Here is a 21902-nt window from a genome sequence, read left to right as displayed (position 1 = left end):
TCTGGGAACGATCGGTTAGAAAGCGTCGCCGGGGACGCGTACGAAACCTTCCATCAGCACCCGCGCACTGCGACTCATGATGGCCTTTTTCACCACCCATTCACCGTCGACCTGGCTGGCCTCGGCGCCTACCCGCAGCGTCCCGGACGGATGCCCGAACCGCACCGCATTGCGCTCCACGCCGCCTGCCGCCAAGTTCACCAGCGTGCCGGAAATCGCCGCCGCCGTGCCAATCGCCACCGCCGCCGTGCCCATCATTGCGTGGTGCAACTTGCCCATGGACAACGCCCGCACCAGCAGGTCCACATCACCCGCCTTGATCGCCTTGCCACTGGACGCTACGTAATCCGCGGGCCGGGCCACAAACGCCACCTTCGGCGTGTGCTGGCGCTGGGCCGCTTCGTCCAGGTGTTTGATCAAGCCCATGCGCAACGCGCCGTGAGCACGAATGGTTTCAAACATCGCCAGCGCTTTGGGGTCGCCATTGATCGCGCCCTGCAGCTCGGTGCCGGTGTACCCCAGGTCCTGGGCGTTGATGAAGATGGTGGGAATCCCGGCATTGATCAGCGTCGCCTTGAACGTGCCGACACCCGGCACTTCCAGGTCATCCACCAGGTTGCCGGTAGGGAACATCGAGCCACCGCCGCCCTCTTCTTCCGCCGCCGGGTCCATGAATTCCAGTTGCACCTCGGCGGCCGGGAAGGTCACGCCGTCGAGTTCAAAGTCACCGGTTTCCTGCACCGCACCGTCAGTGATCGGTACGTGAGCGATGATGGTCTTGCCGATATTCGCCTGCCACACCCGCACCACGGCCACGCCGTTGTGCGGAATGCGCGCGGCATCTACCAGGCCGGCGCTGATGGCGAACGAACCCACCGCCGCCGACAGGTTGCCGCAATTGCCGCTCCAGTCCACGAACGGTTTGTCGATGGACACCTGCCCGAACAGGTAGTCGACGTCGTGATCGGCGCGGGTGCTTTTGGCGAGGATCACGGTTTTGCTGGTGCTGGACGTCGCGCCGCCCATGCCGTCGATCTGCTTGTCGTACGGGTCGGGGCTGCCGATCACCCGCAACAACAACGCATCTCGCGCCGCACCCGGCGCCTGGGCGGACTCGGGCAAATCCTTGAGGTTGAAAAACACACCCTTGCTGGTACCGCCACGCATGTAGGTGGCGGGAATCTTGATCTGCGGTACGTGTGCCATGGTGGTCCTCATGGGCCGGGGCGCAAACCCCGGCCACAGTTGTCAGGCAGTAACAGCCGATTCCAGGAAGTCCTGGGCAAAGCGTTGCAACACGCCGCCCGCCTCGTAGATCGACACTTCTTCAGCCGTGTCCAGGCGGCAGGTCACCGGCACCTCGACACGCTCGCCATTCTTGCGGTTGATCAACAAGGTCAGCTGCGCACGCGGGGTGCGTTCGCCGATCACGTCGTAGGTTTCCGTGCCGTCGATCTTCAGGGTCTTGCGGTCGGTGCCCGGCAGAAACTCCAGCGGCAACACGCCCATGCCCACCAGGTTGGTACGGTGGATGCGCTCGAAACCTTCGGCGGCGATCGCTTCCACACCCGCCAGGCGTACGCCCTTGGCCGCCCAGTCCCGGGACGAACCCTGGCCGTAGTCGGCGCCGGCAATGATGATCAGCGGCTGCTTGCGCTCCATGTAGGTTTCGATGGCCTCCCACATGCGCGTGACCTTGCCTTCCGGCTCCAGGCGCGCCAGCGAACCCTGCTTGACCTTGCCGTCTTCAACCACCATTTCATTGAACAGTTTCGGGTTGGCGAAGGTGGCGCGCTGCGCGGTCAAGTGGTCGCCGCGGTGGGTCGCGTAGGAGTTGAAGTCGACTTCCGGCAGGCCCATTTTCGCCAGGTATTCACCGGCGGCGCTGTCGAGCATGATCGCGTTGGACGGCGACAGGTGATCGGTGGTGATGTTGTCCGGCAGCACCGCCAGCGGGCGCATGCCCTTGAGCGGACGCGCGCCGGCCAGGGCGCCTTCCCAGTACGGCGGACGGCGGATATAGGTGCTCTGCGGGCGCCAGTCGTACAGCGGCGTGACCTTCGGGCCGGTGTCTTCGTGGATCGCGAACATCGGGATGTAGACCTGGCGGAACTGCTCCGGCTTGACCGATGTCTTGACCACTGCATCGATTTCTTCGTCGCTCGGCCAGATGTCCTTCAGGCGGATTTCCTTGCCGTTGGCATCCAGGCCCAGCACGTCCTTCTCGATATCAAAACGGATGGTGCCGGCAATCGCATAGGCCACCACCAGCGGCGGCGAAGCGAGGAATGCTTGCTTGGCATACGGGTGGATACGGCCATCGAAGTTGCGGTTACCCGACAGCACGGCGGTGGCGTACAGGTCGCGGTCGATGATCTCTTGCTGGATCACCGGGTCGAGTGCGCCGGACATGCCGTTGCAGGTGGTGCACGCAAACGCCACCACGCCGAAACCCAACTGCTCCAGTTCGGTGGTCAGCCCGGCTTCGTCGAGGTACATGGCGACGGTTTTCGAACCCGGCGCCAGGGACGACTTGACCCACGGCTTGCGGGCCAGCCCGAGTTTGTTGGCATTGCGCGCCAGCAGGCCGGCGGCAATCACGTTGCGCGGGTTGCTGGTGTTGGTGCAACTGGTGATGGCAGCGATGATCACCGCGCCGTCGGGCATTTGCCCCGGCACGTCATCCCACTGGCCAGAGATGCCCTTGGCCGCCAGGTCGCTGGTGGCGACGCGGGCGTGGGGGTTGCTCGGGCCGGCCATGTTGCGCACCACCGAGGACAAATCGAAGCTCAGGCCACGCTCGTATTGCGCGCCCTTGAGGTCGTCCGCCCACAGGCCGGTGTGGCGAGCGTATTGCTCCACCAGGGTGACTTGTTCGTCTTCACGGCCAGTGAGCTTGAGGTAGGCGATGGTCTGTTGGTCGATGTAGAACATCGCCGCCGTGGCGCCGTATTCCGGGGCCATGTTGGAGATGGTGGCGCGGTCGCCCAGGGTCAGCGCCGAAGCGCCTTCGCCGAAGAACTCCAGCCACGCCCCCACGACCTTTTGCTTGCGCAGGAACTCGGTCAACGCCAGCACCATGTCGGTGGCGGTGATGCCCGGTTGCAGCTTGCCCGTCAGCTCCACACCGACGCTTTCCGGCAGGCGCATCCACGAGGCGCGGCCGAGCATCACGCTCTCCGCTTCGAGGCCGCCAACGCCGATGGCGATCACCCCCAGCGCGTCCACATGAGGCGTGTGGCTGTCGGTGCCGACGCAGGTATCCGGGAAGGCCACGCCGTCGCGCACCTGGATCACCGGGGACATTTTCTCCAGGTTGATCTGGTGCATGATGCCGTTGCCCGGCGGGATCACGTCGACGTTCTTGAAGGCCTTTTTGGTCCACTCGATAAAGTGGAAGCGGTCTTCGTTGCGACGGTCTTCAATGGCGCGGTTTTTCTCGAATGCCTGCGGGTCAGAACCACCCGCTTCGACGGCCAGGGAGTGGTCGACGATCAGTTGAGTGGGCACCACCGGGTTGACCTGGGCCGGGTCGCCGCCTTGCAGGGCGATGGCATCGCGCAGGCCGGCGAGGTCCACCAGGGCGGTCTGGCCGAGAATGTCGTGGCACACCACACGGGCCGGGAACCACGGGAAGTCGAGGTCGCGTTTGCGTTCGATCAGTTGGCTGAGGGAGGCGTTGAGGGTTGCGGGGTCGCAGCGACGCACCAGGTTTTCGGCGAGCACGCGGGAGGTGTACGGCAGTGTGGCGTAGGCGCCGGGGGTGATTGCATCGACCGCCGCGCGGGCATCAAAGAAATCGAGGCGGCTGCCGGGGAGCGGTTTGCGGTGTTCAGTGTTCATAGGCTCGGACTCGGTCACGGTAAGGTGTACAGCAAAAACCTGTGGCATGGGCCTGGATGAACACGGTCCCTGTGGGAGCCGGGCTTGCCCGCGATGCAGGCACCTCGGTGTGTCAGTTACACCGAGGTGATGCTATCGCAGGCAAGCCAGCTCCCACATTGAACCGGTTCCGATCCTGAAAACCGGCGCCTCAGATTCCCACCACTCAGCGACGTTCGATTGGCACGAACTTGCGCTGCGGGACGCCGATGTACTCGGCGCTCGGACGGATGATGCGATTGTTGGCACGCTGTTCAAATACATGCGCGGCCCATCCTGTCAGCCGCGAGCAGACGAAAATCGGCGTGAACAGCTTGGTCGGGATGCCCATGAAGTGGTACGCCGAGGCATGGTAGAAGTCGGCGTTGGGGAACAGTTTCTTCTGCTCCCACATGGTCTTGTCGATGGCTTCGGAAACCGGGAACAACACGGTGTCGCCCACCTCCTGCGCGAGTTTTTTCGACCAGCCTTTGATCACCTCGTTACGCGGGTCGCTGTCTTTATAGATCGCGTGACCGAAGCCCATGATCTTGTCCTTGCGCGCCAGCATGCCGAGGGTGCCTTCCACCGCTTCCTGGGCGGACGAGAAACGCTCGATCATCTCCATCGCCGCTTCGTTGGCCCCGCCGTGCAGCGGGCCGCGCAGGGAGCCGATGGCAGCGGTGACGCAGGAATACAGGTCCGACAGGGTCGACGCACACACGCGGGCGGTGAACGTCGAGGCGTTGAACTCGTGCTCGGCGTAGAGGATCAACGAGACGTTCATCACCTTGACGTGCAAGTCGCTGGGCTTCTTGTCGTGCAGCAGGTGCAGGAAGTGACCGCCGATGGACGGCTCGTCGGTCACGCAATTGATGCGCAGGCCATCGTGGCTGAAGCGGTACCAGTAGCACATGATCGCCGGGAACGCCGCCAGCAGGCGGTCGGTCACGTCGCGCTGCACAGAGAAGTCTTTCTCCGGCTCGATATTGCCCAGGAACGAACAACCGGTGCGCATCACGTCCATCGGGTGGGCGTCGGCGGGGATGCGTTCCAGCACTTCTTTCAGCGCCTGGGGCAGGTCACGCAGTTTGCCGAGCTTGGCGGTGTAGGCGGCCAGCTCGGCCTTGGTCGGCAGTTCGCCGTAGAGCAGCAGGTAGGCGACTTCTTCAAACTGCGCGTCGGCGGCGAGTTCGCGCACGTCGTAGCCGCGGTAGGTCAAGCCGGCACCGGCCTGGCCTACGGTGGACAGTGCGGTCTGCCCGGCAACCTGGCCACGCAGGCCGGCTCCACTGAGTACTTTTGCTTCGGCCATGGTTATCTCCAATCTTGTAGTTATTAGTGAGCGCTCGCGTTACTTCTTGGCGGCGAACAGCGCGTCGAGCTTCTGCTCGAAGGTGTGGTAGTCGATGCGATCGTAAAGCTCCATGCGGGTTTGCATGGTGTCGATCACGTTCTGCTGGGTGCCGTCGCGACGGATCGCGGTGTAGACGTTTTCGGCGGCCTTGTTCATGGCGCGGAAGGCCGAGAGCGGGTACAGGACGATGGAAACATCCGCAGATTTCAGTTGATCGACTGTGTAGAGAGGTGTCGCACCGAATTCGGTGATGTTAGCCAGGATCGGCGCCTTCACCCGGGAGGCGAACAGTTTGTACATTTCAAGCTCAGTGATGGCCTCCGGGAACACCATGTCGGCGCCGGCCTCGATGCAGGCGGCGGCACGTTCCAGGGCGGATTCCAGACCTTCCACGGCCAGTGCGTCGGTGCGGGCCATGATCACGAAGCTGTCATCGGTGCGCGCATCCACGGCGGCCTTGATGCGGTCGACCATCTCCTGCTGGGACACGATTTCTTTATTCGGACGATGACCGCAACGCTTGGCGCCCACCTGGTCTTCAATATGGATCGCCGCCGCGCCGAACTTGATCATCGACTTGACGGTGCGCGCGACGTTGAATGCGGAGGAGCCAAAACCGGTGTCCACGTCCACCAACAGCGGCAGGTCGCACACGTCAGTGATGCGGCGCACGTCGGTCAGCACGTCATCCAGGCCGGTGATGCCCAGGTCCGGTACGCCGAGGGAGCCGGCCGCCACCCCGCCACCCGACAGGTAGATCGCCTTGAAACCGGCACGCTTGGCCAGCAGCGCGTGGTTGGCGTTGATCGCGCCGACCACCTGCAATGGGTGTTCGCTGGCCACGGCGTCACGGAAACGCTGGCCTGGAGTAGTGTTGTTATTGGAACTCATGACTCACCTCGTGATTGGGGAGCGCCGTCCGGGAAGTGACGGGCAATGTTGCGTTTGGAAGCGCCGATATGACGGCGCATCAACAACTCGGCCAGTTCACCGTCGCGATCGGCAATCGCGTCAAGAATGCGGTGATGCTCGGCAAAGGCCTGGCGTGGACGATTGGGGGTGGCGGAGAACTGGATGCGGTACATGCGCACCAGCTGATACAGCTCGCCGCACAACATTTGGGTCAGGGTGCGGTTACCGGCGCCTTGAATTATCCGGTAATGAAAGTCGAAGTCGCCTTCCTGCTGGTAATAGCCGACACCGGCCTGGAAGGCCGCATCGCGTTCGTGGGTGTGCAGCACCTGGCGCAACTCTTCGATCTCGGCGTCGGTCATGCGCTCGGCGGCCAGGCGACAGGCCATGCCTTCCAGGGATTCGCGGATTTCGTAGAGTTCGATCAGCTCTTCATGGCTCAAGGACACCACTCGTGCGCCCACGTGGGGGATGCGCACCAGCAGGCGCTGGCCTTCCAAACGGTGGATCGCCTCGCGCAGCGGGCCACGGCTGATGCCATAGGTGCGTGCCAGTTCCGGCTCGGAGATCTTGCTGCCGGGGGCGATCTCGCCCTTGACGATGGCGGCCTGGATACGCCGGAAGACGTTCTCGGACATGGTCTGGGAATCGTCTTGGGCCATCACTGGGGTCTCCAGTTGATCCAGCATATTGTCGACACCTTTAAAAGCAATGCGGCAAAAACTAGCCAATCAGCCCAAGATAGTCAAAGAATAAATACACATTGTCGACAATCGTCTAATAACCCGCCTTGCACTCTATCAGGGCATGGCCGGCTGCCAGCGCTGGCGCAAGAAAACCTTCATGTTAGAATGCCGGCCACTTTTGCCTCACATCCCTGGATGAAAAGGCGCACGAGGGAGCTTGCGCAGCAATGCCAGTCGCCTTGAATTGAACATCGCACTGCACCGCGTCAGGATTTATGAGACTCAAGCCCTTCCCCCTTTTGCTTCTACTGCTTATGCCGGGCCTTGGCGTTGCTGCCGAGAAGACCGTGTATGGGCTCAATGAATACGCCAAGTTGGCCGGCATCGACCTGGAAGTGGCCGCCAAACTCGACACCGGCGCCAAGACTGCGTCCTTGAGCGCCCGCGACATCAAGCGTTTCAAGCGCAACGGTGAATCCTGGGTGCGCTTCTACCTGGCCATCGACACCGCACATTCCCACCCCATCGAGCGTCCCCTGGCCCGCGTGAGCAAGATCAAGCGCCGCGCCGGTGACTACGACCCCGATGAGGACAAGAACTACACCGCCCGTCCAGTGATTGCCCTGGACATCTGCATGGGCACCGCTTTACGCAGTATCGAAGTGAACTTGACTGACCGCAGCGCCTTCCAATACCCGCTGCTGATCGGCTCCGAAGCGCTGAAACGCTTTGATGCGCTGGTCGACCCCAGTCTTAAATACGCGGCGGGCAAACCTGCCTGCGCCACCGACGCTCATACCGCTGAGTAATTTGAATGCGCTCTCTTAATCTGCACCTGAAAATCCTGATCGCCGTTTTGGTGGTATTGGGCATTTCGGTCACCGCCTATCAGATTTTCGTGCTGGGGATACCCGTCACCGAGGACGCCACCGACGACCTGTGGAACATCGACGCCAAGGTCGAGTTCGTCGCCAACGCCAAGGACCCGGTGAAAATCCAGATGTTCGTGCCGCCCCTGAGCCGCGACTTCGTCAGCCTGAATGAAAGCTTCATCTCGAATAACTACGGCGTCAGCGTCAATCGCCTCGACGGCAACCGCAAGGTCACCTGGTCGGCCCGCCGGGCCAAGGGCAACCAGACCCTCTACTACCGCCTGGTGCTGACCAAGCGCTACAGCGGTGAAAAGGTCAAGATCAAGGGCCCGACCTTCCGCGACAGCATCGCCGTCGAAGGCCCGGAAAAGATCGCCGCCGAAGCCCTGCTGGCGCCGATCCGCCAGCACTCGGCCGACGTCGAGACCTTTATCAGCGAAGCCATCAAGCGCACCAACAACCTCAACGACGACAACGTGAAGCTGCTGCTGGCGGGCGACCCGTCGACGCCGCACAAGGCCAAGATCGTCGAGCTGCTGCTGTCCATCGCCCACGTGCCGGTGGAAAAGGTCCACACCATCCGCCTGGTGGCCGACCAGCCGCAAACCCCGGAACTCTGGCTACGCAGCTTCAATGGCAATGACTGGCTGTACTTCAACCCCGACACCGGCGAGCAAGGCCTGCCAGCCGACCGCCTGCTGTGGTGGACCGGCGATGAAAACCTGATCACCGTCGATGGCGGCAAAAAGGCCATGGTGACCTTCAGCCTCAACAACAGCGAAATGAACGCGATTCGCCTGGCCAAGCTGACGGACGAAAACACCGACGCCAACTTCCTCGAATACTCGCTGTACGGCCTGCCGCTGCAAACCCAACAGACCTTCATGATCATGGTGATGATCCCGATTGGCGTGCTGGTGATCCTGATCCTGCGCAACCTGATCGGCCTGCAGACCCTCGGCACCTTTACCCCGGTACTGATTGCCCTGGCGTTCCGCGAGACACAACTGGGCTTCGGGATTGTGTTGTTCACCATTATTACGGCGCTGGGGCTGTCGCTGCGGTCTTACCTGGAACACTTGAAGCTGCAGATGCTGCCGAGGCTCTCGGTGGTGCTGACCTTCGTGGTGGTGCTGATCGCGGCCATCAGCCTGTTCAGCCACAAGCTGGGCCTGGAGCGCGGGCTGTCGGTGGCGCTGTTCCCGATGGTGATCCTGACCATGACCATCGAACGCCTGTCGATCACCTGGGAAGAACGTGGCGGCGGCCATGCGATGAAAGTCGCGATCGGCACGCTGTTCGCCGCATCCCTGGCCCACATCATCATGAGCGTGCCGGAGCTGATCTACTTCGTGTTCACCTTCCCGGCGATCCTGTTGATCCTGGTGGGCTTCATGCTGGCCATGGGTCGTTATCGCGGCTACCGCCTGACCGAACTGGTACGTTTCAAGGCCTTCCTCAAGGCTGATTCGTAATGTTCGGCTTCTGGAAGACCTGGAAGGCCCTGGAAGCGCGGGGGATCATGGGCATCAACCGGCGTAATGCCGACTACGTGCTCAAGTACAACAAGCGCAGCCTGTACCCGATCGTCGATGACAAGATCATCACCAAGGAACGGGCCATGGCCGCCGGCATCCACGTGCCGGAAATGTACGGGGTCATTTCCACCGAGAAGGAAATCGACAAGCTCGACGAGATCATCGGCGGGCGCAGCGACTTCGTGATCAAACCGGCCCAGGGTGCCGGCGGTGACGGCATCCTGGTGATCGCCGACCGTTTTGAAGGGCGCTATCGCACGGTCTCCGGCAAGATCATCAGCCATGAAGAGATCGAGCATCAGATTTCCAGCATCCTCACCGGCCTGTATTCCCTCGGTGGCCACCGTGACCGGGCGCTGATCGAATACCGGGTGGTGCCCGACCAGATCTTCAAAAGCATCAGCTACGAAGGTGTGCCGGACATCCGCATCATTGTGCTGATGGGCTACCCGGTGATGGCCATGCTGCGCTTGCCGACCCGTCAGTCCGGCGGCAAGGCCAACCTGCACCAGGGCGCGATTGGCGTGGGTGTCGACCTGGCCACCGGCCTGACCCTGCGCGGCACCTGGCTGAACAGCATCATTACCAAGCACCCGGACACCACCAACGCGGTGGATGGCGTGCAACTGCCCAACTGGGACGGCTTCATGAAGCTCGCCGCCGGCTGCTACGAGCTGTGTGGGTTGGGTTACATCGGCGTGGACATGGTGCTGGACCAGGAAAAGGGTCCATTGATCCTGGAGCTTAACGCTCGCCCGGGGCTGAACATACAGATCGCCAACGACTGCGGCCTGACCTTGCGCACCCATGCGGTGGAGGCCCGATTGGAAGAGCTGAAGGCCGCAGGCGTGACGGAAACGCCGGAAGAGCGGGTGAAGTTTGTGCAGGAGATGTTTGGGCATATTCCGGCGGTCGAGGGATAAACCCAGTGACCTGTTCCGTACACCCGCTGCCCTACCGGGCCAACCCTGCCGAATACTTTGCAGCCATCCGCCATGCCCCCGGCGCGGTGCTGCTGGACAGCGGCCGACCGGCTGCCGAGCGCGGCCGTTATGACCTGCTGAGCGCCTGGCCCGAGACGACACTGACGGTACTGCCGGACGAAAGCGGCAGCGATTTCCTGCACCGCTTGCGAGAAAACCTGAGGTTGCTGGGTGAAGCCACGATTCCCGCGCCCTACGCACTGCCGTTTGCCGGTGGCCTGATCGGTTACCTGAGCTATGACTTCGGTCGCCATCTTGAACAACTGCCGCACCTGGCCGTGGACGACCTGCACCTGCCGGATGCGCGCTTTGGCCTGTACGCCTGGGCCTTGATCAGCGATCACCAGGCGCAGACCAGCCAACTGGTGTTCCACCCCAACCTGGCGGAAAGCGAACGGCAACGCCTGATCACCTTGTTCGGCGAGCCGGCCATCAGCCCATCGGCCACGTTCAAGCTGCAAGGCCCGATGGCCCCGGACGTGACAGCCGACACCTACAAACACGCCCTCGCCCGCATCCAGGACTACATCCAGGCCGGTGACTGCTACCAGGTCAACTTTGCCCAACGCTTCCGCGCCCCGTGCGTCGGCGATCCGTGGGTGGCCTACTGCGCTTTGCGGGACGCCTGCCCGACGCCGTTTTCCGGGTTCCAGAGCCTGCCGGACGAGGGCGCAGTGCTCAGTTTGTCACCGGAGCGCTTCGTCAAAATCAGCCAGCGCCAAGTGGAAACCCGCCCGATCAAGGGCACCCGGCCACGGGGTGCGACGCCTGCGGAAGATGCAGCCAACGCCGCCGAACTGCTGGCCAGCCCCAAGGATCGTGCCGAGAACCTGATGATCGTCGACCTGCTGCGCAACGACCTGGGCCGCACCTGCCGTACCGGCTCGGTGAAAGTCCCGGAGTTGTTCAGCCTGGAAAGCTATCCCAACGTGCATCATCTGGTCAGCAGCGTGACCGGCGAATTGGCCGACGATAAAGACGCCCTGGACCTGATCGCCGGCAGCTTCCCCGGTGGCTCCATCACCGGCGCACCGAAGATCCGCGCGATGCAGATCATCGACGAGCTGGAGCCAACCCGGCGCGGGTTGTACTGCGGTTCGTTGTTATACCTGGACGTGCGCGGCGAGATGGACAGCTCTATCGCGATCCGCAGCCTGTTGGTCAAGGATGGGCAGGTGTGCTGCTGGGGCGGCGGCGGGATTGTCGCGGACTCGGAGTGGCAGGCGGAGTACCAGGAGTCGATGACCAAGGTGCGGGTGTTGTTACAAACCTTGGAAAGCCTGTAGCACGCAGCCCCTCCCTGGCTCTGCGACGCGGAGCCAAGCAGCAGAAAAAACCTGAATCAGTACTGAAGTGGACGGAGCTGAAGTCGGACGATAGCGTCCGGCTTCAACCGTCCACCAGCCGTCTGTGAAGGATCACATGAAACGACTGCCTACTTGTCAGGAAAGATTTCCGAGATTGCATCTGCCCTTAACCGCACCTATCAGCTCCCAAATTGGGAGGTTGCAGCGATGCGGATAATCGCTCTGTCTGCCTTGCGAATATTCTGGGAAAGCCAACCCGGTTACAGGGATGCCAAAACGCCGCTGGTCGAGCTGTATCGCCATAATGCGGAGACCGTGTGATGAACATCAAACCTATTCATTCCCAGGAAGACCTGACGGCTGCGCTCGCGCGCGTCGAGCAGCTTTGGGAAGCGGAAATCGGCTCGCCTGAGGGTGACGAGCTGGAAATTCTCGCAATACTTATCGAAAAGTACGAAGCAGAGCATTACCCAATGCCGCCTTCGGATCCCGTAGAAGCAATTAAATTTCGAATGGAGCAACTAGGCCTGACCGCCCGTGACCTGGAGCCTTTCATAGGTCCGAGCGGGCGGGTTTCTGAAGTGCTGAACCACAAGCGCAAACTGAGCTTGTCGATGATCAAACGCCTGCATGAAGGCTTGCGCATTCCTTATGAGAGTCTGCTGGCAGGGGCCTAGGCTGTGCAGTGGCCACACCGGCCCCATCGCGGGCAAGCCCGGCTCCCACAGGGGAGCGCGGTCAACATGTGGGAGCTGGCTTGCCTGCGATGAGGCGTCAGCCACGCCAAATAACTTACAGGCTCAACTGCCGATTCGACGCCTTGATGAACTCTTTCTTCAAGTCCTCAAACGAATGCACCGCCGGGAACTGCGGGAACTCGCGGATCACGTTCTCCGGCGCGTGGAACAGAATCCCGCGGTCGGCTTCACCCAGCATGGTGGTGTCGTTGTAGGAATCACCGGCGGCAATCACTCGGTAGTACAAGGTCTTGAAGGCCAGCACCGACTGACGCTTCGGATCTTTCTGGCGCAGTTGGTAGCTCACCACCCGGTCGTTCTCGTCGGTGATCAACCGATGGCACAGTAAGGTCGGGAAGCCCAGTTGACGCATCAGTGGCTGGGAGAACTCATAGAAGGTGTCCGACAGGATCACCACCTGGAAGCGCTCGCGCAGCCAGTTGACGAACTCGATGGCGCCGTCCAGGGGCTTGAGGGTGGCGATCACTTCCTGGATGTCCGAGAGCTTCAGCCCGTGTTCATCAAGAATACGCAGGCGCTGTTTCATCAGCACGTCGTAGTCGGGAATGTCCCGGGTGGTGGCCCGCAAGGATTCAATACCGGTTTTTTCGGCGAAGGCGATCCAGATTTCCGGGACCAGTACGCCTTCCAGGTCGAGACAGGCAATTTCCACAAGACACTCCCATTTAACGTTATTGAGTTGAGCGAGCAAAAGGACTGCCGAACTCTAGCGATTCATGCTGGCCGCCGCAACGCAGCCGGGATTTTGTTACCATCGCCCCCCTATAGAGCGCTAAGCGCCATTGACCTGTAGGAACCGTCCTGATGAACCAAGCCTTCGACGTCGCTGAACTCGCCGCGACTTATGCCAACAAATCCGCCCAGGACATTCTCAAGCTGGCGTTCAGCCAGTTTGGCGACGACCTGTGGATCTCTTTCAGCGGTGCCGAGGACGTGGTGCTGGTCGACATGGCCTGGAAGCTGAACAAGAACGTCAAGGTGTTCAGCCTCGACACCGGCCGCCTGCACCCGGAGACCTACCGGTTTATCGAGCAGGTGCGTGAGTTCTACAAGATCGAAATCGAACTGATCTCGCCGGACCAGAGCAAGCTGGAACCCTTCGTCAAGGAAAAGGGCCTGTTCAGTTTCTATAAGGACGGCCATGGCGAGTGCTGTGGCGTACGCAAGATCGAACCGCTGCGCCGCAAGCTTTCCGGCGTAAGCGCCTGGGCCACCGGCCAGCGCCGCGACCAGAGCCCCGGCACCCGCAGCCAGGTGGCTGCGCTGGAAATTGATACGGCCTTCTCCACCCCGGAACGCACCCTGTACAAGTTCAACCCGCTGGCGCAGATGACCAGCGAGGAAGTCTGGGGTTACATCCGCATGCTCGAGCTGCCGTACAACAGCCTGCACGAGCGCGGCTTTATCAGCATCGGCTGTGAGCCCTGCACCCGCCCGGTATTGCCGAACCAGCACGAACGCGAAGGCCGTTGGTGGTGGGAAGAAGCAACCCAGAAAGAATGCGGGTTGCACGCCGGGAACATCATCAGCAAGGCGTAACACCTGGGTCGAAAAACCTGTACACAGAAATGTCACCATCGGTGCCATTTTTGTGTGCACTTATAAAATCCTGCACCGAAAAGTTACATCCTCCCGCGTCACACCTTTTCTTAAATCCCCGCCCCTCTCTGCGCTACAAAATAAATAGCTGTTCAAGCGGTCAATTTATATCGCTTTAAATTCAGCGATTTATTTCCAATCGCTCTGAAAACCAACTTATCCGATAATTTTTCCGGCGAAAATCTGGCACGCATGTGGCTTAAGGCAAAACACACTTTGTATACAATCAACAAAAAAGATACATACACTTTGACATCAGCCGCTCCCCTGCTGATGTCCAGGAGCCTGCCGGAATGCGTACAAGCCTCTCCAATAACATCGCACTGGATCTGCCCTCCTCCCCCCTGAACCCCGAGGCCGTGAGCCCCGGCCCGCTGGTCCTCAGCCCGCGCCTGCACAACAAGGACCTGGCGCCCACCAAGGCCGAAGGCCGGCGCTGGGGCCGCTACAGCATCTTTGCCTTGTGGACCAACGATGTGCACAACATCGCCAACTATTCCTTCGCCATCGGCCTGTATGCGCTGGGCCTGGGCGGCTGGCAGATTCTACTGTCCCTGGGGATCGGCGCGGCGCTGGTGTACTTCTTCATGAACCTGTCCGGCTATATGGGGCAGAAGACAGGCGTGCCGTTTCCGGTGATCAGTCGCATCAGTTTCGGCATCCATGGCGCGCAGATTCCGGCACTGATTCGTGCGGTGATCGCGATTGCCTGGTTCGGGATTCAGACCTACCTGGCCTCGGTGGTTTTCCGCGTGCTGCTGACGGCGGTTCATCCCGGTTTTGCCGACTACGACCACAACTCGATCCTCGGCCTGTCGACCCTCGGCTGGGCGTGTTTTGTGACGATCTGGTTTGTGCAGCTCGCGATCCTCGCCTATGGCATGGAGATGGTGCGCCGCTATGAAGCCTTCGCCGGGCCGGTGATTTTGCTGACGGTGGCATCACTCGCCGGCTGGATGTATTTCCAGGCCGGCGGCCAGATCGCCTGGTCGATTCGCGAGCCACTCACCGGCGGCGAGATGTGGCGCAATATCTTCGCCGGCGGCGCGCTGTGGCTGGCGATCTACGGCACACTGATCCTGAATTTCTGCGACTTCGCCCGCTCCTCGCCCTGCCGCAAGACCATCATGGTCGGCAACTTCTGGGGCCTGCCGGTGAATATCCTGGTGTTCGCCGCCATCACCGTGCTGCTGTGCGGCGGGCAGTTCCACCTCAATGGCCGGGTGATCGAGAGCCCCACCGAAATCATCGCGGCGATTCCGAATACGTTCTTTCTGGTGCTGGGCTGCCTGGCGTTCCTGATTGTGACCGTGGCGGTGAACATCATGGCCAACTTCGTCGCTCCCGCCTTTGTGCTGAGCAACCTGGCGCCCAAGTACCTGAACTTCCGCCGTGCCGGGCTGATCAGCGCGACCGTAGCGGTGTTGATCCTGCCGTGGAACCTCTACAACAGCCCACTGGTGATCGTGTATTTCCTCTCAGGGCTCGGCGCTCTGCTGGGGCCGTTGTACGGGGTGATCATGGTCGACTACTGGTTGATCCGCAAAAGCCAGGTGGACGTGCCGCAGTTGTATAGCGAAGACCCGAAGGGCGCTTATTACTACAGCCGCGGGGTCAATTTGCGGGCGGTGGCGGCGTTTATTCCTGCGGCGGTGATCGCCATTCTCCTCGCCCTGCTGCCCGGTTTCGCCCACGTCTCGCCCTTCTCCTGGCTGATTGGCGCCGGTATTGCAGGGCTGCTGTACCTGCTGTTCGCCAAGCGCCAGCCGTATTACGCCGATGTGAGCGGCGAAAGCATTGCAGTCGATAACGTCAGTCATTAAGTAAGGACATTCCATGCGCATCCTTGTGGTCAACGTCAACACCACCGAGTCCATCACCGAAGCCATCGCCAAGCAGGCACGGGCGGTGGCGTCCCCCGGCACCGAGATCGTCGGGCTGACCCCGTTTTTCGGCGCCGAATCGGTGGAAGGCAATTTCGAAAGCTACCTGGCAGCCATCGCGGTGATGGACCGGGTGATGGCCTACGACCAGCCGTTCGATGCGGTGATCCAGGCCGGCTACGGCGAACATGGCCGCGAAGGCTTGCAGGAGTTACTCAACGTGCCGGTGGTGGACATCACTGAAGCGGCGGCCAGCACCGCGATGTTCCTCGGGCATGCCTATTCGGTGGTGACCACCCTGGACCGCACGGTGCCGCTGATCGAGGACCGGCTGAAACTGGCGGGTTTGTATCAGCGCTGTGCGTCGGTGCGGGCCAGCGGCATGGCAGTGCTGGAGCTGGAAGAAGACCCGCTGAAGGCCATGGAGGCCATCGTGCGCCAGGCTGAATTGGCGATCAGCGAAGACAAGGCCGAGGTGATCTGCCTGGGCTGCGGCGGCATGGCCGGGCTGGATGAGCAGATTCGCTACCGCACGGGTGTGCCGGTGGTGGACGGTGTGACCTCGGCGGTCACCATTGCTGAAGGGCTGGTGCGGTTGGGGCTGTCGACCTCGAAAATCCGCACGTATGCGACGCCAAGGCCGAAAAAAGTGATTGGCTGGCCCGGAAAGTTCGGACACTGAAGCTCCCACACTTTGATTCCCACAAGGATCAAATGGCACTGAACCGCCGCCCCAGCTCGCGTTCGACAAACTGCTCCAGAATGAAATCCACAAACGCCCGGGTCTTGCCGGGCAGCAGCTTGTGTTCGGGGTAGTACAGCGAGATGTTGCCGTCGTCGACGTACCAGTCGGGCAGCACGCGCACCAACTGGCCACTGTCGAGGAACGGCACCGCCATCGGCATGCTGACCAGCGCGATCCCCAGGCCCTGGGCGCTGGCGCAGCAAGCGGCGCCGGAGTCGCTCATGGTCATGCGCGGCTTGAGCACCAGCGGGCGCTGCTCGCGGTTGCGATGGGTGAGTTGCCAGGAGCGCACGCGCCCGGTTTGCGGTGAACGGATCAGAATGCCGTTGCAGAGCGACAAATCCTCGGGCGCGAGCACCGGCTTGCGTTTGGCGAGGTACTCGGGTGAGGCCAGCAGGATCCGATGCGCCGGGGCCAACTTGCGCGCGACCACGCCCTGGGGCAGCTCAAAACCACCGCCGATCGCGGCATCGAAGCCTTGGCCTATCAGGTCCACCTGGCGGTTATCAAAATGCCAGTCGGGGCTGATATCCGGAAAACGCTGCAAAAACTCACTCAGCAACGGCACCACATAGCGGGTACCGAACACAGTGCCCATGCTCACTTTAAGCGTGCCTACGGGCCGCCCTTCGGCGCTGGCCAGGTTGGCCACGGCGTTTTGAATAGTGGTGAGGCTGCCGCTGACCTCTTCCAGAAATAGCTTGCCTGCTTCGGTCAGGGTCAGGCGCCGGGTGCTGCGCTGAAAAAGCCGCACACCCAGGCGCGCTTCCAGCTTGGCCACGCTTTTACCCACGGCCGCCGGGGTCAGGCTCAGGTGCCGGGCGGCTTCGGCAAAGCTGCCACCCTCGGCGCTGCGCACAAAGCATTCGATACTGCCAAAGCTTTCCATATCGACCACTCTAAACTTTTGGTTTACACAGACTATAGCAATCACGGTCTACCGAGGACGCCATACGAGGTCGATACTCGACTCCAACCTCAACACACCTTCTGGAGATCGACATGACCACACACAACCTCAGCGGCAAAGTCGCCTTGATCCAGGGCGGTTCCCGCGGTATCGGCGCCGCCATCGTCAAGCGCCTGGCCGCCCAGGGCGCCGCCGTCGCCTTCACCTATGTCAGCTCGGCCGCCAAGGCCGAAGCATTGCAGAACAGCGTGATCAGCGAAGGCGGCAAAGCCCTGGCGATCCATGCCGACAGCGCCGATGCCGCCGCCATCCGCAGCGCCGTCAACGCCACCGTCGAAGCCTTCGGGCGCCTGGATATCCTGGTGAACAACGCCGGCGTGCTGGCCGTCGGCCCGCTGGAAGATTTCAGCCTGGAAGACTTCGACCGTACCCTCGCCATCAACGTACGCAGCGTGTTTGTCGCCACCCAGGAAGCCGCGCGGCACATGGGCGAAGGGGGCCGCATCATCAACATCGGCAGCACCAACGCCGACCGCATGCCGTTTGCCGGTGGCGGCCCGTACGCCATGAGCAAATCGGCGCTGGTCGGCCTGACCAAAGGCCTGGCCCGCGACCTGGGGCCACGGGGCATCACCATCAATAACGTGCAGCCAGGCCCGGTGGACACCGACATGAACCCGGCAAGCGGTGATTTCGCCGAGAGCCTGATCGGCTTCATGGCCGTGGGCCGTTATGGCCATGTGGAAGAGATCGCCAGTTTCGTCGCCTACCTGGCAGGCCCTGAGGCCGGCTACATCACCGGCGCCAGCCTGACCATCGACGGCGGCTTCGGCGCCTGAACCCAAGCTGCGACATCGCACCGCGCTCCGACCTTGGTCGACACTGACTAACGCCAAGCATCATGCGAGACTGTTCGCCCGGGCCGGGAATGCCCGGGCGTTCTTATGTCTGGAGTTCTCATGACGCTGTCCAGCGGGCTGATCGCCGCCGTTGCCCTGGCCTATATGGCCATTATGTTTGCCATCGCCTTTTACGGTGACCGTCGCCATGCGCCGCTGCCGCCGCGGATGCGTGCCTGGGTGTATAGCCTGTCGCTGGCGGTGTATTGCACCAGTTGGACATTCTTTGGTGCCGTAGGCCAGGCGGCCGAACAGTTGTGGGCGTTTTTACCGATCTACCTGGGGCCGGTGCTGCTCCTGGTGCTGGCGCCGTGGGTCCTGCAAAAGATGGTGCTGATCAGCAAGCAGGAAAACATCACCTCCATCGCCGACTTTATCGCCGCCCGTTACGGCAAATCCCAATCCCTTGCAGTGGTGGTGGCACTGATCTGCCTGGTGGGCGTGCTGCCTTATATCGCCTTGCAGCTCAAAGGCATCGTGCTGGGGGTGAACCTGCTGATCGGAGCCAGCGCCGACACCACCGGCACCCGCTCCCAGGACACGGCGCTGATTGTGTCGCTGGTGCTGGCACTGTTCACCATCGTGTTTGGTACCCGCAACCTGGACGCCACGGAACACCACCGGGGCATGGTGCTGGCGATTGCCTTTGAATCCCTGGTCAAGCTGTTCGCGTTTCTCGCCGTCGGTGCGTTTGTGACCTACGGCCTGTACGACGGTTTCGACGATCTGTTCAGCCAGGCGATGCTCGCGCCACGGCTGGAGGAATACTGGAAAGAGACGGTCAACTGGCCTTCGATGGTGGTGCAGACCGGCGTCGCGATGATGGCAATCATCTGCCTGCCCCGGCAGTTTCACGTCACCGTGGTGGAAAATATCGACCCCCAGGACCTGCGCCTGGCCAAGTGGGTGTTCCCGGCCTATCTGATCCTGGCCGCCCTGTTTGTGATCCCGATTGCCCTCGGCGGGAAGATGCTGCTGCCGGGCTCGGTATTACCGGACTCCTACGTGATCAGCCTGCCGCTGGCCGAAGCCCATCCGGCCCTGGCTGTGCTGGCGTTTATCGGTGGCGCTTCAGCGGCCACGGGCATGGTGATCGTCGCGAGTATCGCGCTGTCGACCATGGTCTCCAACGACATGCTGCTGCCCTGGCTGCTGCGCCGTTCCAGCGCCGAGCGGCCATTCGAAGTGTTCCGTCACTGGATGCTGTCGGTACGCCGGGTGAGCATTGTCATCATCCTGCTGCTGGCTTACGTCAGTTACCGGCTGCTGGGCTCCTCCGCCAGCCTTGCGACCATTGGCCAGATCGCGTTCGCCGCCGTGACCCAGCTGGCTCCAGCGATGCTCGGCGCACTGTATTGGAAACAGGCCAACCGACGTGGGGTCTTTGCCGGGTTGGCGGCAGGGACGTTCCTGTGGTTCTACACCTTGGTCCTACCAGTCACTGCGAAAAGTCTGGGCTGGTCCTTCAGCCTTTTCCCGGGCATGACGTGGCTGCATTCGCACCCACTGGGTTTGTCCGTGACTTCCCTGACCCTGGGCACCGTATTTTCCCTGGCGGGTAACTTCACATTGTTCGTGTGGGTCTCGATGCTGTCGCGTACGCGGGTGTCGGAGCATTGGCAGGCCGGGCGTTTTATCGGCCAGGAAATCAATCAACGGGCCAGCGCCCGCTCGATGCTTTCGGTACAGATCAACGATTTGCTCAGCCTGGCGGCGCGGTTTGTCGGTGAAGAACGGGCTCACCAGAGTTTTGTGCGCTTCGCCTATCGCCAGGGCAAAGGCTTTAACCCCAACCAGAACGCTGACAACGACTGGATCGCCCATACCGAACGCCTGCTGGCCGGTGTGCTCGGCGCTTCGTCGACCCGGGCGGTGGTGAAAGCCGCCATTGAAGGCAGGGAAATGCAGTTGGAGGACGTAGTCCGCATCGCCGACGAAGCGTCGGAAGTGCTGCAGTTCAACCGGGCGCTGCTGCAAGGCGCCATCGAAAACATCACCCAGGGCATCAGCGTGGTGGACCAGTCGTTGCGGCTGGTGGCCTGGAACCGGCGCTACCTGGAGCTGTTCAATTACCCCGAAGGCCTGATCAGTGTGGGCCGGCCGATTGCCGACATTATTCGCTACAACGCCGAACGCGGGCTGTGCGGCCCGGGCGAGGCCGAAGTGCACGTGGCGCGCCGCCTGCACTGGATGCGCCAGGGCCGTGCGCATACCTCCGAGCGGCTGTTCCCCAATGGCCGGGTGATCGAGCTGATCGGCAACCCGATGCCGGGCGGCGGGTTTGTCATGAGTTTCACCGACATCACCGCGTTCCGCGAAGCCGAGCAGGCGTTGACCGAGGCCAACGAAGGCCTCGAGCAGCGGGTGACCGAGCGTACTCACGAACTGTCGCAACTCAACGTTGCCCTGACCGATGCCAAGGGTGTCGCCGAGACGGCCAGCCAGTCGAAAACCCGGTTCCTCGCGGCGGTCAGCCACGACTTGATGCAGCCGTTGAACGCCGCAAGATTGTTCTCTGCTGCCCTCTCCCATCAGAACGACGGCATGTCGCCGGATGCCCGGCAATTGGTGCAGCATCTGGACAGCTCGTTGCGTTCAGCAGAAGACCTGATCAGCGACCTGCTGGATATTTCACGCCTGGAAAACGGCAAGATCAATCCCCAGCGCCAACCCTTCGTGCTCAATGAACTGTTCGATACGTTGGGCGCCGAGTTCAAGGCGCTGGCCCAGGAACAGGGGTTGCGCTTCCGCCTGCGGGGCAGTCGTTTGCGGGTCGACAGCGACATCAAGTTGCTGCGGCGGGTGTTGCAGAATTTCCTCACCAACGCGTTCCGCTATGCCGATGGGCCGGTGCTATTGGGTGTCAGGCGCCGTGGTGGCGACCTGTGCCTTGAGGTGTGGGACCGTGGTCCCGGCATTCCTCAGGACAAACAGAAAGTCATCTTCGAAGAATTCAAACGCCTGGACAGTCACCAGACCCGCGCCGAGAAAGGCCTGGGCCTGGGCCTGGCGATTGCCGACGGCTTGTGCCGCGTGCTCGGGCATCGCTTGAGCGTGCGTTCATGGCCGGGCAAGGGCAGCGTGTTCAGCGTGCGCGTGCCGTTGGCGCGCACCCAGGTCAGCGCGCCTGCCAAGCCGGCGCAGGAAAGCGGCCAGCCGTTGAGTGGCGCGCAGGTGCTGTGTGTGGATAACGAAGAAAGCATCCTGATCGGCATGCGCAGCTTGCTCACGCGCTGGGGCTGTGAAGTCTGGACCGCGCGCGACCAGGCGCAATGTGCCGCGCTGTTGGCGGAGGGTGTGCGCCCGCAACTGGCCCTGGTGGATTATCACCTCGACCACGGGGAGACCGGCACCGAGTTGATGGGCTGGCTGCGGGCACAACTGGCGGAGCCGATTCCGGGGGTGGTGATCAGTGCCGATGGACGGCCGGAGATGGTGGCCGAGGTGCATGCGGCGGGGTTGGATTACCTGGCCAAGCCGGTGAAGCCGGCGGCATTGCGGGCCTTGTTGAGCCGGCACCTGCCGCTTTAGCCCATGTGGGAGCTGGCTTGCCTGCGATGGCATCGCCTCGGAGTATCTGGAGGACCGAGGT

At 61.9% G+C, this 21902-nt stretch carries 17 protein-coding genes and 1 pseudogene; 11 read left to right on the top strand and 7 right to left on the bottom strand.

The genetic code is table 11. The features are described 5' to 3' along the window. Window positions 1-15 precede the first annotated feature (15 nt). From prpF to LIY45_RS01430, 5 genes are all read right to left on the bottom strand, one after another. The gene (gene prpF, locus LIY45_RS01450; protein ID WP_226475076.1) at window positions 16-1206 is read right to left on the bottom strand and encodes a 2-methylaconitate cis-trans isomerase PrpF; all 1191 of its coding nucleotides are present in this window, start codon (window positions 1204-1206) and stop codon (window positions 16-18) included. A 42-nt stretch (window positions 1207-1248) separates the two neighbouring features. Then, window positions 1249-3843: a Fe/S-dependent 2-methylisocitrate dehydratase AcnD gene (gene acnD / locus LIY45_RS01445; RefSeq protein WP_226475075.1), complete on the bottom strand. Its 2595-nt coding sequence runs from the start codon at window positions 3841-3843 to the stop codon at window positions 1249-1251. Window positions 3844-4048: 205 nt separating this feature from the next. After that, window positions 4049-5176: a 2-methylcitrate synthase gene (prpC, locus tag LIY45_RS01440; RefSeq protein WP_226475074.1), complete on the bottom strand. Its 1128-nt coding sequence runs from the start codon at window positions 5174-5176 to the stop codon at window positions 4049-4051. A gap of 39 nt (window positions 5177-5215) precedes the next feature. Then, window positions 5216-6109, bottom strand: coding sequence for a methylisocitrate lyase (gene prpB, locus LIY45_RS01435; RefSeq protein WP_003214976.1), 894 nt, complete (start codon window positions 6107-6109; stop codon window positions 5216-5218). After that, a complete protein-coding gene (locus tag LIY45_RS01430; protein WP_008432676.1) occupies window positions 6106-6819 on the bottom strand; it encodes a GntR family transcriptional regulator in 714 nt (237 codons plus the stop codon). Before LIY45_RS01430 ends, prpB begins: the two co-directional genes overlap by 4 nt. A gap of 272 nt (window positions 6820-7091) precedes the next feature. Here LIY45_RS01430 and LIY45_RS01425 point away from each other — a divergent pair, with 272 nt between their 5' ends. The 6 genes and pseudogenes from LIY45_RS01425 to LIY45_RS01400 all read left to right on the top strand — a co-directional run bounded on the left by LIY45_RS01425 (window position 7092) and on the right by LIY45_RS01400 (window position 12193). Continuing rightward, entirely contained in the window at window positions 7092-7625 is a 534-nt protein-coding gene (locus tag LIY45_RS01425; protein WP_063032391.1) for an ATP-dependent zinc protease, read from the top strand. 5 nt (window positions 7626-7630) lie between these two features. Further along, a complete protein-coding gene (locus LIY45_RS01420) occupies window positions 7631-9163 on the top strand; it encodes an inactive transglutaminase family protein (protein ID WP_017479094.1) in 1533 nt (510 codons plus the stop codon). Then, the gene (locus LIY45_RS01415; protein ID WP_226475073.1) at window positions 9163-10149 is read left to right on the top strand and encodes an alpha-L-glutamate ligase-like protein; all 987 of its coding nucleotides are present in this window, start codon (window positions 9163-9165) and stop codon (window positions 10147-10149) included. The genes LIY45_RS01420 and LIY45_RS01415 overlap by 1 nt, the downstream gene beginning before the upstream one ends. A 5-nt stretch (window positions 10150-10154) precedes the next feature. Continuing rightward, window positions 10155-11495, top strand: a complete 1341-nt coding sequence (pabB, locus tag LIY45_RS01410) for an aminodeoxychorismate synthase component I (RefSeq protein ID WP_226475072.1) — start codon at window positions 10155-10157, stop codon at window positions 11493-11495. Between the two features lie 228 nt (window positions 11496-11723). After that, window positions 11724-11819, top strand: a pseudogene (locus tag LIY45_RS01405) (type II toxin-antitoxin system HigB family toxin); the annotation flags it as partial. Between the two features lie 17 nt (window positions 11820-11836). After that, window positions 11837-12193, top strand: coding sequence for a transcriptional regulator (locus LIY45_RS01400; RefSeq protein ID WP_226475071.1), 357 nt, complete (start codon window positions 11837-11839; stop codon window positions 12191-12193). Window positions 12194-12308: 115 nt separating this feature from the next. On the opposite strand, the gene thrH is transcribed toward LIY45_RS01400, so the two are convergent. Beyond that, complete coding sequence (gene thrH, locus LIY45_RS01395; RefSeq protein WP_017479097.1) at window positions 12309-12926, bottom strand: bifunctional phosphoserine phosphatase/homoserine phosphotransferase ThrH; 618 nt, start codon at window positions 12924-12926, stop codon at window positions 12309-12311. A gap of 152 nt (window positions 12927-13078) precedes the next feature. On the opposite strand from thrH, the gene LIY45_RS01390 reads away from it, so the two are divergent. From LIY45_RS01390 to LIY45_RS01380, 3 genes are all read left to right on the top strand, one after another. Further along, window positions 13079-13813: a phosphoadenylyl-sulfate reductase gene (locus tag LIY45_RS01390; RefSeq protein WP_226475070.1), complete on the top strand. Its 735-nt coding sequence runs from the start codon at window positions 13079-13081 to the stop codon at window positions 13811-13813. Between the two features lie 353 nt (window positions 13814-14166). After that, window positions 14167-15696 (top strand): NCS1 family nucleobase:cation symporter-1, encoded by a 1530-nt coding sequence (locus LIY45_RS01385; protein WP_226475069.1) that lies wholly within the window; start codon window positions 14167-14169, stop codon window positions 15694-15696. 13 nt (window positions 15697-15709) lie between these two features. Next, window positions 15710-16438 carry an aspartate/glutamate racemase family protein gene (locus tag LIY45_RS01380; RefSeq protein WP_017479099.1) on the top strand — a complete coding sequence of 243 codons (729 nt, stop codon included), beginning with the start codon at window positions 15710-15712 and terminating at the stop codon, window positions 16436-16438. A gap of 28 nt (window positions 16439-16466) precedes the next feature. Here the strand turns inward: LIY45_RS01380 and LIY45_RS01375 are convergent, their stop codons facing one another. Beyond that, complete coding sequence (locus LIY45_RS01375; protein WP_226475068.1) at window positions 16467-17390, bottom strand: LysR family transcriptional regulator; 924 nt, start codon at window positions 17388-17390, stop codon at window positions 16467-16469. Between the two features lie 113 nt (window positions 17391-17503). On the opposite strand from LIY45_RS01375, the gene LIY45_RS01370 reads away from it, so the two are divergent. Next, window positions 17504-18250: a 3-oxoacyl-ACP reductase family protein gene (locus LIY45_RS01370; protein ID WP_226475067.1), complete on the top strand. Its 747-nt coding sequence runs from the start codon at window positions 17504-17506 to the stop codon at window positions 18248-18250. A 120-nt stretch (window positions 18251-18370) separates the two neighbouring features. Further along, a complete protein-coding gene (locus LIY45_RS01365) occupies window positions 18371-21841 on the top strand; it encodes a PAS domain-containing hybrid sensor histidine kinase/response regulator (protein WP_226475066.1) in 3471 nt (1156 codons plus the stop codon). Window positions 21842-21902 lie beyond the last annotated feature (61 nt).

Origin of the sequence: Pseudomonas sp. MWU16-30323 (assembly GCF_020515595.1) — a bacterium.
GTDB classification, from domain to species: domain Bacteria; phylum Pseudomonadota; class Gammaproteobacteria; order Pseudomonadales; family Pseudomonadaceae; genus Aquipseudomonas; species Aquipseudomonas yamanorum.
The sequence above is the reverse complement of the archived record's forward strand: the minus strand, read 5'-3'. Positions and strand labels throughout refer to the sequence as shown.

Bases quoted from the DNA above. Each gene is read 5' to 3' on its own strand.
- LIY45_RS01430 (WP_008432676.1), bottom strand. From the start codon at position 6,819: ATGCTGGATCAACTGGAGACCCCAGTGATGGCCCAAGACGATTCCCAG.
- LIY45_RS01365 (WP_226475066.1), top strand. From the start codon at position 18,371: ATGACGCTGTCCAGCGGGCTGATCGCCGCCGTTGCCCTGGCCTATATG.
- prpF (WP_226475076.1), bottom strand. From the start codon at position 1,206: ATGGCACACGTACCGCAGATCAAGATTCCCGCCACCTACATGCGTGGC.
- LIY45_RS01375 (WP_226475068.1), bottom strand. From the start codon at position 17,390: ATGGAAAGCTTTGGCAGTATCGAATGCTTTGTGCGCAGCGCCGAGGGT.
- LIY45_RS01370 (WP_226475067.1), top strand. From the start codon at position 17,504: ATGACCACACACAACCTCAGCGGCAAAGTCGCCTTGATCCAGGGCGGT.
- LIY45_RS01420 (WP_017479094.1), top strand. From the start codon at position 7,631: ATGCGCTCTCTTAATCTGCACCTGAAAATCCTGATCGCCGTTTTGGTG.
- LIY45_RS01400 (WP_226475071.1), top strand. From the start codon at position 11,837: ATGAACATCAAACCTATTCATTCCCAGGAAGACCTGACGGCTGCGCTC.
- LIY45_RS01380 (WP_017479099.1), top strand. From the start codon at position 15,710: ATGCGCATCCTTGTGGTCAACGTCAACACCACCGAGTCCATCACCGAA.
- LIY45_RS01425 (WP_063032391.1), top strand. From the start codon at position 7,092: ATGAGACTCAAGCCCTTCCCCCTTTTGCTTCTACTGCTTATGCCGGGC.
- prpB (WP_003214976.1), bottom strand. From the start codon at position 6,109: ATGAGTTCCAATAACAACACTACTCCAGGCCAGCGTTTCCGTGACGCC.
- LIY45_RS01390 (WP_226475070.1), top strand. From the start codon at position 13,079: ATGAACCAAGCCTTCGACGTCGCTGAACTCGCCGCGACTTATGCCAAC.
- prpC (WP_226475074.1), bottom strand. From the start codon at position 5,176: ATGGCCGAAGCAAAAGTACTCAGTGGAGCCGGCCTGCGTGGCCAGGTT.
- acnD (WP_226475075.1), bottom strand. From the start codon at position 3,843: ATGAACACTGAACACCGCAAACCGCTCCCCGGCAGCCGCCTCGATTTC.
- LIY45_RS01385 (WP_226475069.1), top strand. From the start codon at position 14,167: ATGCGTACAAGCCTCTCCAATAACATCGCACTGGATCTGCCCTCCTCC.
- LIY45_RS01415 (WP_226475073.1), top strand. From the start codon at position 9,163: ATGTTCGGCTTCTGGAAGACCTGGAAGGCCCTGGAAGCGCGGGGGATC.